This window comes from Enterococcus sp. LJL98 (assembly GCF_054871745.1).
Window position 1 is genome coordinate 701,600 of record NZ_JBTXLU010000001.1, and the last position, 12,686, is coordinate 714,285.

General features: G+C 32.2%; 15 protein-coding genes. 3 read left to right on the forward strand and 12 right to left on the reverse strand.

Going from position 1 to position 12,686, the window contains the following annotated elements; genetic code table 11:
• Positions 1-55: 55 nt before the first annotated feature.
• Positions 56-1,309, reverse strand: a complete 1,254-nt coding sequence (locus ACYSNO_RS03255) for a hypothetical protein (protein ID WP_461729624.1) — start codon at positions 1,307-1,309, stop codon at positions 56-58.
• 117 nt (positions 1,310-1,426) lie between these two features.
• Positions 1,427-1,681, reverse strand: a complete 255-nt coding sequence (locus ACYSNO_RS03260; protein ID WP_461729625.1) for a helix-turn-helix domain-containing protein — start codon at positions 1,679-1,681, stop codon at positions 1,427-1,429.
• A 106-nt stretch (positions 1,682-1,787) separates the two neighbouring features.
• Here ACYSNO_RS03260 and ACYSNO_RS03265 point away from each other — a divergent pair, with 106 nt between their 5' ends.
• Entirely contained in the window at positions 1,788-2,684 is an 897-nt protein-coding gene (locus tag ACYSNO_RS03265) for a hypothetical protein (RefSeq protein WP_461729626.1), read from the forward strand.
• A gap of 312 nt (positions 2,685-2,996) precedes the next feature.
• On the opposite strand, the gene ACYSNO_RS03270 is transcribed toward ACYSNO_RS03265, so the two are convergent.
• From ACYSNO_RS03270 to ACYSNO_RS03310, 9 genes are all read right to left on the reverse strand, one after another.
• A complete protein-coding gene (locus tag ACYSNO_RS03270; protein ID WP_461729627.1) occupies positions 2,997-3,332 on the reverse strand; it encodes a hypothetical protein in 336 nt (111 codons plus the stop codon).
• A 238-nt stretch (positions 3,333-3,570) separates the two neighbouring features.
• A complete protein-coding gene (locus ACYSNO_RS03275) occupies positions 3,571-4,968 on the reverse strand; it encodes a relaxase/mobilization nuclease domain-containing protein (RefSeq protein ID WP_461729628.1) in 1,398 nt (465 codons plus the stop codon).
• Positions 4,953-5,564, reverse strand: coding sequence for a plasmid mobilization protein (locus ACYSNO_RS03280; protein ID WP_461729629.1), 612 nt, complete (start codon positions 5,562-5,564; stop codon positions 4,953-4,955). Before ACYSNO_RS03280 ends, ACYSNO_RS03275 begins: the two co-directional genes overlap by 16 nt.
• 34 nt (positions 5,565-5,598) lie before the next feature.
• Positions 5,599-5,772: a hypothetical protein gene (locus ACYSNO_RS03285; RefSeq protein WP_461729630.1), complete on the reverse strand. Its 174-nt coding sequence runs from the start codon at positions 5,770-5,772 to the stop codon at positions 5,599-5,601.
• 30 nt (positions 5,773-5,802) lie between these two features.
• Entirely contained in the window at positions 5,803-8,568 is a 2,766-nt protein-coding gene (locus ACYSNO_RS03290) for a pLS20_p028 family conjugation system transmembrane protein (protein ID WP_461729631.1), read from the reverse strand.
• Positions 8,565-8,774 carry a hypothetical protein gene (locus tag ACYSNO_RS03295; protein WP_461729715.1) on the reverse strand — a complete coding sequence of 70 codons (210 nt, stop codon included), beginning with the start codon at positions 8,772-8,774 and terminating at the stop codon, positions 8,565-8,567. The genes ACYSNO_RS03290 and ACYSNO_RS03295 overlap by 4 nt, the downstream gene beginning before the upstream one ends.
• Positions 8,775-8,789: 15 nt before the next feature.
• Positions 8,790-9,596, reverse strand: a complete 807-nt coding sequence (locus ACYSNO_RS03300; protein WP_461729632.1) for a hypothetical protein — start codon at positions 9,594-9,596, stop codon at positions 8,790-8,792.
• Between the two features lie 168 nt (positions 9,597-9,764).
• Positions 9,765-10,046: a helix-turn-helix domain-containing protein gene (locus ACYSNO_RS03305; RefSeq protein WP_461729633.1), complete on the reverse strand. Its 282-nt coding sequence runs from the start codon at positions 10,044-10,046 to the stop codon at positions 9,765-9,767.
• Between the two features lie 39 nt (positions 10,047-10,085).
• The gene (locus ACYSNO_RS03310) at positions 10,086-10,292 is read right to left on the reverse strand and encodes a helix-turn-helix transcriptional regulator (RefSeq protein WP_461729634.1); all 207 of its coding nucleotides are present in this window, start codon (positions 10,290-10,292) and stop codon (positions 10,086-10,088) included.
• Between the two features lie 141 nt (positions 10,293-10,433).
• Between ACYSNO_RS03310 and ACYSNO_RS03315 the strand changes: the two genes are divergently transcribed.
• On the forward strand, positions 10,434-11,090 hold the full coding sequence (locus tag ACYSNO_RS03315) for a helix-turn-helix domain-containing protein (protein WP_461729635.1): 657 nt from the start codon (positions 10,434-10,436) through the stop codon (positions 11,088-11,090).
• Between the two features lie 48 nt (positions 11,091-11,138).
• On the forward strand, positions 11,139-12,284 hold the full coding sequence (locus ACYSNO_RS03320; RefSeq protein ID WP_461729636.1) for a site-specific integrase: 1,146 nt from the start codon (positions 11,139-11,141) through the stop codon (positions 12,282-12,284).
• An 84-nt stretch (positions 12,285-12,368) separates the two neighbouring features.
• On the opposite strand, the gene ACYSNO_RS03325 is transcribed toward ACYSNO_RS03320, so the two are convergent.
• A complete protein-coding gene (locus ACYSNO_RS03325; RefSeq protein ID WP_461729637.1) occupies positions 12,369-12,668 on the reverse strand; it encodes a DUF1292 domain-containing protein in 300 nt (99 codons plus the stop codon).
• Positions 12,669-12,686 lie beyond the last annotated feature (18 nt).

Genomic DNA, 12,686 nt, shown 5'->3' on the forward strand with positions numbered 1-12,686 from the left:
CATAACACACTTTTACTAAGGAGAAACAAACATTGTTCAAGAAGTGCTATAACAACTATTTATTATCGACTACTTGACCATAGATAGAATTTTCAAACACACGATCAACATAATTACACCATTTTTTTTCTCTTACTTTTTGTCCCATTAATCTATCGGATTCTCCAAATTCAAAATTACGCACTATTAACTTTGCCATTGCCTGTTTCAGTTTATCATCTGTAGCACTACTGAACGAAGGTCTTCCTCCATGAACAAAGTCATTTCTTTCACGATATTGTTGGTTAATGATATTTGATAGTTCTAAACTAGTCGTATTTGATAAATTAACGAGTTTAGGAAGTATCACACTGAGTCTTATTCTTTTTTCATTCTGTTTTTGTGTTAATAATGATTCTCCTGTAGTCATTAATAACAATTTAGAGACATCTATATCATTTTCATATTTAAGGGCTCTATTAAAAAGAAATATAGAGTTGTAGAAAAGATAATAGTGGGTGTCTCTATTTTTATTGAGAGTCATTTTTTGTATCATTTTAGTTAGTAATTCTTGATTACTTATATCTTTAATGAAATCCAGATTCAGTTGTATTTGAAGATTTGAGTGACTGCTAGTATCATGTCCATTTCTCCAACTATCTTTTGATAGAATAGCTATATGTTGATTTTCCTTGTTAAAATGCGCTCTGGATTTATCAAAATAGTTTGTGCTTGCTTCAACGCTATGATAAATCACTCTTAAATAGTTGAAAATATCCTGCATTACTGAATATGCTGTTCTTTTAATCAGATCTGTTTGATCCTCAATCTTAAAAATAAAAATATTTTCCTTCAAGAAATCTTTTGAACGAGAATTTTTTGTATGAGTAAGAAGTTCTCTAACTTTTTTCTCACTAAGGCTCGTACAACTAGCTATTTCTTTTATAAATTCTTCCTCTTTTTCTCTTTTTCTTAAAAAATAGAAATTAGAAAAGAATATATCTTCTGATAATACTGATCTTTGTAAAGGGCATATTAAAAAGTGAACATCTTTATTTAGAAAAAAATAGCTCTTGATCTGCTCTTCCAAATTGAGTAATTCGTTGTCTATATTAGTTATAGACTTATTTAAATATTTTTTTTCTTGGATATGAGACAGAATTTGATCCTCCATTAATTCAGGATCATAATACTCAACAGAATACATTTCTTCTGCAAGTTTTTCAAAAAAACTATTAAAAACTGAGTCCTCATACCCTTTAATTTCTTTGCCTTCCATCACTGCATAAATTAAATTTTGATATAAATCTTTTTTTGTTTTTTTTGCCACCAATATTCACCTCTACATTTTTAAATAATACTAGAGAAACATTTAACATTACATTATCTAGGTATATCAATATCACTGTAACCTAGAGGACTAATAAATTTCATTACTACTCAGTGACTACTTGTAGTCATTTAACAACACTTCGTACGATACTTTTAAAATATTTCTAATACCTCTTAGTTGCTCTAGTTTGATATGCTGGCGACCACCTTCGATTTTCACAAGCGTTTCTCTCGTAATATCAACATTCTCCAACTGTAATTGTTTAACCAACTCTGTCTGACCAATCCCCTTTTCTAAGCGTAACCGCTTAATATTACTTCCAATTACATTATCTTGATCTATGATTTTTTCTTCTCTCAACCATAACACACCCTATGGACTATTTTCAGTCCTTTTTCTTATTAATTTTAGGGGGTTTTCATGTTACAATGGGACTAGTTTTGGTTCTAATAATTTGATAAAGGGGTAAGAAAAAATGTTAAAGAAGTTAAGTATTGGTATTTTATCTATCATAGGGGGGCTATCTCTTGTTGCATGCTCTTCAAATGATACAACACAGGGAAAGAGTAACGTTCTTTCTACTAGAAATAGTACAATTTCATTCGTAACAGAGTCACAATCAAAGAAAGACATCATCTGGTATCTCCTTGATCCTGATAACGAGGAACAGTTACCTATAGCAAAGATGGCAAGAGTGCAGGGGATTATACATACAAAAGATGGTCAAGGAGTTGCTTATAACATGACTTCTGATAACTATTATTTAAAAGATTTAATTCATCTAGAAGATACTCAAATCATCGAATTTGCAAAACAATCCGATGAAGACAAATTTCAAAAGAAAATAAATGATGAGAAAGAGAGATTCAATGAAAACTATAGTTACGCACAAGAGTTAATAGAAAAATATAATGCAATTGGAGAGAATGAATATAAACCCGAAAAATTTCTCGCTCAATTAAATGAAAATCTTCCGTTAATTAGGCAAGATATCGATACGTTAGATAACATTAATTACCAAAATCCAAAATTCATTGATATAAAAGCAAAAGTAAAAACAGATAATACTGGAAAAGAAACTGTTTCTGAAAGTATTGTGTTCCCTTATATGTTCTTAAAATCATCCTCATGGAGTATTAATAGTGACTATCATAATATTAGACGTAGTGATGACGAAATTGATTATCAAGAGTTAACGGATTCGCTTACTTTTGAATATCCTGTCGCAACGACACAAGTTTTAGATTATTTTTTTACAGGTTTCGTTGATAAAGATTTCGAACAGAGTGTAGTTACAAAAGTAAAAAATGAAAACGTATCTGCCAAATTAGATTCGATTGATACAAAAAACGTAGAAGACATTGATAAATAAAAATTATCTGCTTAGGAACTTCTATCTAAAAGTAAAAAATCATGACAGTGAGTATTTAAAAACTCCCTTCATGATTTTTTATTTTACTTATCTATTGAATTCGTACTAAAAATACGTTTAAAACATTTAAAAGATGATCTTTGATTACTTCACTATGATAGTAGTAACTCATTTTATCCAATCTTAATCAAATCCATTTAAAAATGACTGATTCAATCAGTATAGATTTTCAAAAAAAGCTCACTACTTAAGATTTTAATAATAACTCCTTCAGAAAAACATGCATCATAATTCGTGTTTTCTTTTCAACTATTACCACTTAATAGATTCTTTTATCACGATATCTGTAAGAATATATAGATGATTGTAGCGATTAAAATGATGTAAGAATATTTTCCTAATAGAGAAAGAATAAACAGGATACCACAAAAACTTTAAAAATTTAAAGAAAATCCAAATGATAATAAAATAACCAAACAAACTCCAAAAATTTGGTACAAACCAATTGATAATAGAAATAAAATTTGGAATAATTACCCATTTAATGAGGGCAATAACACCTAATATCCCTATCAATAATATGGCTAAGATAGTTACAATTTCTCCCGTATAACTGTCTTTATACGGATAATTTTTTTCTTCTTTCATTGACTCACCCCTGTTGAGATAATATTTTTTAGTCTCTTTTTATGAACTTAAAAGATTCTGTGGGAGTCTGTAGGGAGCGTGCTCCCTCAGAGAGTGATTTGCACCATATACTTTCCAGTAAAGTAGCCAGCGTAGCGTTGGCGAATGAAACTGGAAAGTATATGGGTAGCTCGCGTAAGGTCTGAATCTCTCGTCTTTCCATCTTCCTCTATTAGTATCGGGGACTGGAAAGTCTTACTTAATAATCCATCTCAAAACTTTGTTGTCGTTGCTGTTGATTATCAATGATTCGTTGGGTAAATTCATAATCTCTTTTTGCACGATGCATCTTTACATCATCATTCATTAAACGGCAAATTTGATAATGTAAGGCACTTGCTGAGGGGGTGTGTGGTGCTTGTACAAATCCTTCACTTGGTAAAAATAATTGTTTTTTATCATTCTTTCTAACGACCATTTTTTGATATTTTTCACTCTTTAACGTTTTTGGATTTACATGAGTATGTAATTTAATTTCGTACTCATTATCTTCTTCTGGATAAATAGTTTTAGAAAAATGTTCATCAACTATAGATAAAAATTCTGAATATTGATAAGTTTTTCCATCTCCTATTGAATGTTTAAATTGCTTGCTTGCAAGATCGTCAACTTCTACATATGGCAATTTTAGTTCTCCTGTCTCAAAATTAATGCCACTTCCAAAAGCTACAACTTGAGCATGACTCGTATCAGGATGAAACAGATTATCTAGATGAAATTGATTTAAATTTTCTCTGAAATGTTCTTCAATTTTTTCTAATGAATAATCTGTTCCAAGTTTTTTTGCACTAAAAGTTCTTTCAACATATTTTTCTTTTTCTTTTCTAGTTGTTTTATTTTCACCCAACAAAATAAATTGCTTTCGATTGTCATAAAAGTTCGCATTTTCTTTGTAAAGAACGTAACCTAATTTTTTACTATTTTTAGAATAGCGATAAACTTCAATATGGTGATTCTTTGCCAATTCATCGGAAAATGATTCGAAATCATGAATCTTAGAATCGTTTAAAACAAACTCAATTGCTTCTTGAACCACTTCTTGATGATTTACTTGATTCATTCTCAAACGACTTGGATCATTAGAATAAACATTTTTTCGTTTGTTTAAATTTTCATAGTAAGAATTATCAATTGGCTTTAAATCGTTCTCAAGCAACGTCTCATCATTAATATTTCGCATACGTTCTAAATCTTTTGGATCAATACGAATTCTTTTCCCTGTTTCTAAATCAATATTATTAATAACTAAGTGACTATGGAAATGTTCTTTGTCGTCATGACTTGCAACAATGACTTGGCACTTTGGGAAAGATTTTTCTGCAAATTGAACAGCAATAGTATGCATTTCTTCATACGTGAGTTCTTTTGAGGTATGTTTATCAAAGGAATGAACCACATGGTACGCTTGTGTCCTATCTTTTGATTGATTCATCTTCGTACGTGTCCGATTCATTTGAATCAGTGCCTTCTCCGTCTCGTCATGACAATTTATTCCTGTCACTGCTACACATTTTTCCTTTTCAGTTGGGCTAGAAGCATAATAAATTAGGGAAGATAAATTCTTCTTCCTTCCTAATGACGTTACACTAGCGCCCATAACTTTTCACTATCCTGTTCGACTGCTTTTAGCATCTCCAAAGCTTTCATGAGACTCTGATCAATCCACCTCAAATACTCTTCTTTTCTCATTGGTCGTTTTTGACGTTCCAGCCAATGATCAAAGACTTGCCTCTCTTCTACACTTAATTTTTGAATTAGGAAGTGTTCCCTATTTTTCTCAACAAATATGCTATCAGCATCTTCAATACCTAGCACCCTTGCGATATTATTCGCCCTTTCATCCTGAAAAATATCGTATCTTTTCATTCCAATTCTAAAATTAGGTGACTCATGTTTCTTTCTCTCAGATTCTGACTGGTAATACCTTACAATCATGTTAATTCCCTTAGTCGCTTGATTTAAGTTATTTCCAACTTCATTTAACCCTCTAATAATACTTTTGGTATCCTCAGCACAAAATAATGGTGGCTCATAGATAAGTCCCTGCAATCGCTCTCTACAAATGTCAGAACGTGATTTTCCTCGTTGCACTGCAATTTTTGTCAATTCTGAGTATGTTTTTTTATCTACGCGAAAATATAAAGCTTCACTATTTTTTCTGTTTTTTTCATATTCTTTCTGTTTTTTTGCCATCCTCAATGCTCCTTACATAATAATAGTGAGAGATTCAGTGAGTAGCTAACAACTCACTGAATACTTGCTCTACCTGTATTTCTTGTTGAATCATAAAACAAATATAATCATTAACATTTAATTTTTCATCAAATATTTCGTCCAATTCAGCACAACGATTCTCTAAAAACTGATACTCTTTTTTTGATAATTTTAGTGTTAACTCCATACTAGTTATTTCTCCTCTCATAGATAAATTTTATTTTTTAAAATTAAACAGTGGATTATTCGTATTATCTGGCTTCTTAAACAATCTATTATGTTCATAAGTAAATGGTTGTCTTTCTTTTTTATCCACAGTAACCTCTTCTCTCACATTTACAGTTCGATCACTCGGTTGACTACTTGTAGTAGTTGGGTGTTCCCTGATGTTTACTGTACGTTCCGATGGTCCTTGACCTGAACTTTGAACCTGCTCTCTCACATTTACAGTTCGATCGCTTGGTTGACTACTCGTAGTATTTGTTTGTTCCCTGACATTTACTGTACGTTCCGATGGCCCTTGACCTGAACTCTGAACCTGTTCTCTCACATTTACAGTTCGATCGCTTGGTTGACTACTTGTAGTATTTGTTTGTTCCCTGACATTTACAGTTCGATCGGATGAACCTTGGCCTGCGTTTTGAACCTGCTCTCTCACATTAACAGTTCGATCATTCGGTTGACTACTTGTAGTAGTTGTTTGTTCCCTGACATTTACTGTACATTCGGATAAACCTCGGCCTGAGTTTTGAACCTGTTCTCTCACATTAACAGTTCGATCAATTGGTTGACTACTTGTAATATTTGTTTGTTCTCTGACATTTACTGTACGTTCGGATAGCCTTTGACCTGGACTTTGAACCTGCTCTCTCACGTTTACAGTGCGGTCACTCGGTTGACTACTTGTAGTAGTTGGGTGTTCCCCGACATTTACTGTACGTTCGGATGACCCTTGTCTTTCATTTTGTGATTGTTCCCTAACATTCACACTGCGATCACTTAATGAACTGCCTGACGGATTCAATCGCTCTTGTACGTTCATTAAACGTTCTGAAGGTCCTTGACTTGCACTCTGCGACTGATTAGTTCCTAATCGTTGATTTATCAATTCTTCACGATTAAATGCTTCTGGGGTATATTTAGCTTCATTTTTCTTTTGTTGTATAAATTCTTCTAAGCTCCTTCCGCCTTCCTTATCTTGATTCAACCCTAATTTTCTTTGTTCAATTTCTTGTTGAACCTTTTGACGAATAGCGCTAATTTCATTTGATTGACCTGAAGAACTAACTTTTTTATCTATTGACGAAGCCTTAGAACCCTCTTGTGAATTAGACAATCTAGTAGGTACATTTTGAGAATCATTATTCTGATCTTTTTCTACTGGTTTTTTACTATTTTTATTTATAGCGGAAGAAGTTCCTTCATCAAAAGCTTTGCTATAGCTATTTTTTGCGTCAGACATAGAGTTGGATAGTGATTTAAAAGGCTTTTTAACGCTGTTTGAAGCGTTTGATACTCCGTCCATTGCTAAACCTGACAATCCTCTTTCCTTTGCATAACCTAGACTTTTTCCTGCCCTTGAAGACAATGACTCACCAAAATTCTTTTCTGGTTTTCGGTTATCATTCTCTAAATTCGAATCTGATACCTTTTCTCTTCCACCAACCTTACTCGCCCCATTCATCCCTTTTTTAAAGAGTAATGCTCCTATTCCAACAGCTGAAGCTAACTGGCCATATCCTTCTTTCAAACCTATATCTACACCGAAATATCGCATAATCGATTGACTACCTTTAATTAAAATAAGAGTGGCACAGACATGAGCAAAGATCTTAATAATAATATTTTGAGTAATCCCTTCTCCTGAATTGAGATAACTTAAAAAAATTGAAAATATTGCTAGACCAAATCCTTGAAAACCGATTGTTAAAAAGCATTCCATAATGTCAGACAGTACCACTTTTGATTTTTGTCCAGATTCTAAATCGGTTGCAAAAACAAGCACTCCAAAAACTTTTTTAAATGCTAGCTCTATAATCGACGAAATAATCACGATTAGACTAAAAACATAAGCAACAGCTAATGATAACAAACTGGTGATAACAGCAAAAAAGTTAACCTTATATCTGAAGTAACCTGTTTGAAGACTATCGGAGAACATAGATAGAATACCATCAGAAATTTTTACTGCTTCTGGTTTTCCTTCAGAATTAATTGTTAAGTGATATCTTAAATTTTCAGCTTCCTCATTTTCTTTTTTCATTTGATCGATGAGTTTATCGGTCAGTACTTCTGAAAAATTTGTTTGGTAAAAATAAGCCTCATCTAGTAAATTTCTCTTGAGATTTGAGTTTTCCAATTGATTGAAAGCCTGATTTTTATTTATATAAACTAAATCAGTCACACCATCTTCTACAAGTGACCATGCGACTGAACCACTTTGACTCGCAGTTTGCGTAGAGTCCGAATAAATAACCTTAGCAAACGTCATCCCTGAAGAAATTAGAGTAGGCATTAGTAAAATCAGTACAATTGACATGAAAACATTCATTCCGATTGTCTTTAAATCTGATACTCCTCTACCTGTAATCATCTTATATCCAATAAAAATCAAAGAGAGAATCATCAAACTAATAACCACACCATTTATAACCGATTGATAAATGGCTGTCATTTTGTTGCTTTCTATAAAGCTAAATAGACTTAATGATTCAGGAATTAATCCCTCAATGCTACTGCTAATCCAATAGGCTCCTTTTATGATCAACCAGCTAACTTGATTCAATATTACAGAAAAAAAACCATCTGCATATTGTAAATATCTTCCATGTTCTTTAAGAAATGTTGTTTGTTGCTCCGTATCAAACCATCCTAACGAGACAGCTTCAATGACACTTGGTTGGGTGACACAAATGAGCAGTACGGACAATATCATTAAAACAGCTATTTTTCTAAAGGGAATTTCTTTTATTCTTTTATTCATCTACTTACCTCCTGACTCCATTGAAAAAGAGCTTCAGAAAGCATTAGAGCCATTTCTTTCGTTATTATGATGTGAGTGATGTCGTTATGATTAACACTCTTTAAATCTAAAACTATCGTGTTAAAACAGATACTTTCAATTAAATTAAAAGTATCTGCTTTATTATCGTAGCAATTTATCGTCTGAACTAGCCTAGTTTGTATCATCAAAATCAATCTCCTTTAAGATTCCTCCAACCAGTTATATGATAAAACATCCAACGACACTGGCTCCTTATAACCAAATACATTTTGAAACTCTTTCGTAGTTTCAATTATCTTTAATCCATGTTGGCTGTTAATTCTTTCGGAAATCCCACGTGTAAAATATTTGCTATAAGAAATTAGCCCTTCGTTCGTACTTGCCTTAACTACACATGCTTCATGCTGTTGTTTAATATATTTACCAATTAATAGTTCTCTGTGTTCAATAAAAAATTCAATAATTGATACTGTATGCTGTAAATGAACATTTGATTCACTTAAATATTTATAAACTGTAAGGACTTTTTCTCCATGATTTTTATCCTTCTCTATTTCACTTATAATTAAATGATGTATTTTTTCTATTACTTTATATTCCTCTTCCTCTATATTATTTGTATTTATAAATGTATTACTATCCTCAGTACTTTTCGAAGGGGCTATTCGAGATACCGACTGCTCCTCTTCGAAATACCGACTAGGTAGAACTCTAATAATTCTTTTTTCAACAGTTTTTCCCATTTCACAATATATTAAGTCAATGGATATAAACCCTTTTTTTCCTAAGCTATTTATCACCTCAGACGACCTGCTCTTACTAAGTCCAAAAAACTCTGCAAAATGTGAATTTGCAGCGTAGCAGCCTTCTTCGTTATCTAAACTTTCAATCTCTGCTAAAAAACAAACTTCTTGGAGTGTCAAATTTGTAGCTAACCATATATGTTTAGGTATCCATACTCCTTTGAAATTCCTTGATTCATTTTTTATTATTCTTTTCTTAGCCATTATGCACAACCTCTGTTAAAATAAGTTTGGAATGGGACTCTGTATACACCATTTCGACTCTTGCTTAGCACACTTCCGCCAAGTTGATGTGCTAAGCATTTTTTATTGTTTTTCATTGTTTAATCACCTTTCAAAAATTTATTTCTAATTAAAAACACGCCACGCATTTTAAACTTCGTAACACATAATAAATCGTGTTAATTCTTCCTTTCTAATAAATTGACATCCATCGATTACACTAACTTTTAAACCTTTTTTATTTATGAACTTTCGCAATGTTGCTCTATCACAACTCAAGTAGTCACATGCTTCCCCTAATCTAAATATTTCTTTATTTAGCGAGGTTTCAATCCGAACTTTTTCTACAGCTTCTTTTGCTACTTCATAAAAATATTGTCGTAATGATTTATCTAAATCAGTAGGTAGTATTACTTGAACATTTCGTTCCATCCTCTCACCTCTTTTCTTTTTCGGTAATATTTTCGGTAATCAAACATCCGAAAAAATATTCTCTAAAGTTATTGATTCAATTTCAGTTTGAACGATTAACTTAAATTGATTCATCTCTCTGTTAGTGAATTCCGTAACACCATTTTCTTTGTTTTGGTATGTTCTCAATGGCATTTCCATTAACCCAGCCATTTCTAATTGTGTTAAATTTAAAAACCTCCGATAATTTTTAGATTTATTTTCCATTCCCCTATCTCTCCTTTCTTTAAAATGAATAAAAAACGGTAATGTAAATATATTTACAAATATAATAATATCATGAAAAAATGTAAAATCAAGTGGAAATTGAATAAATTTCGGTATATCATATACATTAGGAGGTGTATTATGGAAATTAATCTTTCAAGTGCTGGTCAGCGCATTAAACAGATCAGAGAAAAACATGGATATACTATGGCAGACTTAGGAAAATTGGTAGATGCAAATAGCCCCAGTACTATAAATAATTGGGAAAAGGGAAATAATTTGCCGAATAAAAAACGATTAGAAAAAATTGCTCTCTTAGGAGGTACTTCTATTGAATGGATAAAGTATGGAGAGTTTTCCGATTACGTTTCTACACTAACCCAAAATTATGAGAAAAAAATTCTCAATTACTATGGGGAGTCTACTCTCAACAACTATCGTGAAGCTTTACTAGATGAATTATATATTGAAAAAATAACATATGAAGAAGATACTAAAATTCTGTTACATGCAGAAAGAATATATACTCTTTTAGTAAACTCTAAGAATAACGATACATACCATCCAGTTGAATTTGAATTAACTAAAAACCGTATTATAGATAGGTTTTCAAATCTAACAAAAAAAGATTTCCAAACTATGTGTCAGGCACTTATTATTGAAATGGATCCTTTTTACAAAAAAGGGGACAGAACAATAGATAGTACTATACTATCCTTATCATCTATGCTTTTTGACTGTTATAATGATGACCATGATAAATTTACCTTATACAGAGATATAAATAAAATAAATTAATTTTATTTCCTATCAAAAGCACGCCACGCAACTGGTAGGAGGAAAATAATGGCTACAATAAAACAATATGAAAAAAAAGATGGGTCAAAATTATGGATGTTTCAAACCTATTTAGGAATAGATCCTATGACTGGAAAAGAAATTCGTACGACTCGTAGAAATTTTAAATCAAAAAAGGAAGCACAAATCGAACTAAATAGACTACTTGTAGACTTTGAAGAAAATGGATTGCGAAAAGAAACAAATGAAACCTTTGAAGAGGTCTTTCAATTATGGTACGAAAGCTATAAAACAACTGTTAAAGAAGTGACTCAATTAAAAATGGAGATTAAATTTAATAAGTGGATTTTGCCAAAATATGGAGATTTGAGGATCAAAGAGGTGTCTGTAAACCGCGTACAGAAGATATTGAACGAATGGGCAGGCATAACTGACCAATACATCGTCCTACACTCCACTACAAGCCGTATTTTTAAATATGCAATGAGTCTAGGGATCATTAGTAAGAATCCCTGTGAACTTGTAATTAGACCTAAAAGAAACAGTAAGATTCAAGAAGACACTATTAAAATTTATACTAAATCAGAATTAAGACTCTTATTCGATTACTTAGAATCAAAATCCGATTCTTATCGGTCCGAGTACGATAAAACTTTACTCCGTTTTTTATTCTTCAGTGGTTGTCGAATTAGCGAAGTACTCGCACTGAACTGGTCAGATATTAATTTTGAACAAAAGACCGTAAATATCAACAAAACTCTGAGTCAGACAAAACACGGGTATAAAATTTCTTCGCCAAAGACTACAAGTAGTCGAGATATACTTTCTTTAGACACTAAAACAATCCAATGGCTAAAGAAATGGCAAATCAATCAAAGAAAATTTATGCTTGCCGTGGGAATAACTGATCCTGATATGATTTTTTGTGGAATATACAAGCAAATTATCACAAAGCATGCCATTTATTCCCGTATGATAACGATTTGTAATAAATCAGGAATTCCTTTTATGGGAAATCATGTTACAAGACACACTCATGCTAGTATGCTTTTAGAAGCAGGCGTGAGTATGAAAGAAGTTCAAGAGCGTCTGCGCCATTCCTCAATTAAACTGACGATGGATACTTACGCTCATTTAACAAAAGAAACCAAAGAAAAAACAGTGGAGCAACTTGTTGCCCACCTAAATTTTTAGCTCATCGTATTCAATCTCGTATTCAATTCAGAAAACAAAAAAGCTGAACCCTATCATATCAAGGGTTCAGCTCACTGTTTCAATCTATTCTTCTTCTTCGGTCATGAATGTGTTGAAAACTTCTTCAATCATGTCCCATTCTTTGTCTGTTTCGATTTGCTCTAAGCTTCCTTCAGTACCATCTTCGCTTTCAACATAAGCATATGCTTGTAATTCCACTTCTTCTTCTTCAGGCACACCAGCTGGGTAGAGTAACACGTAGTTACGGCCAAATTCTTCTTGTCCATCAACAGTTAACAAAATTTCAAATAATGTTTCATTTCCTTCTTCGTCAACTAGTGTAATGTATTCGTGATTTTCATGATCGTGTGTATGTTCTGTCATCATTTTTCCTCTTTTCTT

Excerpts from the sequence above, each read along its gene's own strand:
- ACYSNO_RS03265 (WP_461729626.1), top strand. The coding sequence starts at position 1,788 with ATGTTAAAGAAGTTAAGTATTGGTATTTTATCTATCATAGGGGGGCTA.
- ACYSNO_RS03270 (WP_461729627.1), bottom strand. The coding sequence starts at position 3,332 with ATGAAAGAAGAAAAAAATTATCCGTATAAAGACAGTTATACGGGAGAA.
- ACYSNO_RS03275 (WP_461729628.1), bottom strand. The coding sequence starts at position 4,968 with ATGGGCGCTAGTGTAACGTCATTAGGAAGGAAGAAGAATTTATCTTCC.
- ACYSNO_RS03280 (WP_461729629.1), bottom strand. The coding sequence starts at position 5,564 with ATGGCAAAAAAACAGAAAGAATATGAAAAAAACAGAAAAAATAGTGAA.
- ACYSNO_RS03285 (WP_461729630.1), bottom strand. The coding sequence starts at position 5,772 with ATGGAGTTAACACTAAAATTATCAAAAAAAGAGTATCAGTTTTTAGAG.
- ACYSNO_RS03290 (WP_461729631.1), bottom strand. The coding sequence starts at position 8,568 with ATGAATAAAAGAATAAAAGAAATTCCCTTTAGAAAAATAGCTGTTTTA.
- ACYSNO_RS03295 (WP_461729715.1), bottom strand. The coding sequence starts at position 8,774 with ATGATACAAACTAGGCTAGTTCAGACGATAAATTGCTACGATAATAAA.
- ACYSNO_RS03300 (WP_461729632.1), bottom strand. The coding sequence starts at position 9,596 with ATGGCTAAGAAAAGAATAATAAAAAATGAATCAAGGAATTTCAAAGGA.
- ACYSNO_RS03305 (WP_461729633.1), bottom strand. The coding sequence starts at position 10,046 with ATGGAACGAAATGTTCAAGTAATACTACCTACTGATTTAGATAAATCA.
- ACYSNO_RS03310 (WP_461729634.1), bottom strand. The coding sequence starts at position 10,292 with ATGGAAAATAAATCTAAAAATTATCGGAGGTTTTTAAATTTAACACAA.
- ACYSNO_RS03315 (WP_461729635.1), top strand. The coding sequence starts at position 10,434 with ATGGAAATTAATCTTTCAAGTGCTGGTCAGCGCATTAAACAGATCAGA.
- ACYSNO_RS03320 (WP_461729636.1), top strand. The coding sequence starts at position 11,139 with ATGGCTACAATAAAACAATATGAAAAAAAAGATGGGTCAAAATTATGG.
- ACYSNO_RS03325 (WP_461729637.1), bottom strand. The coding sequence starts at position 12,668 with ATGACAGAACATACACACGATCATGAAAATCACGAATACATTACACTA.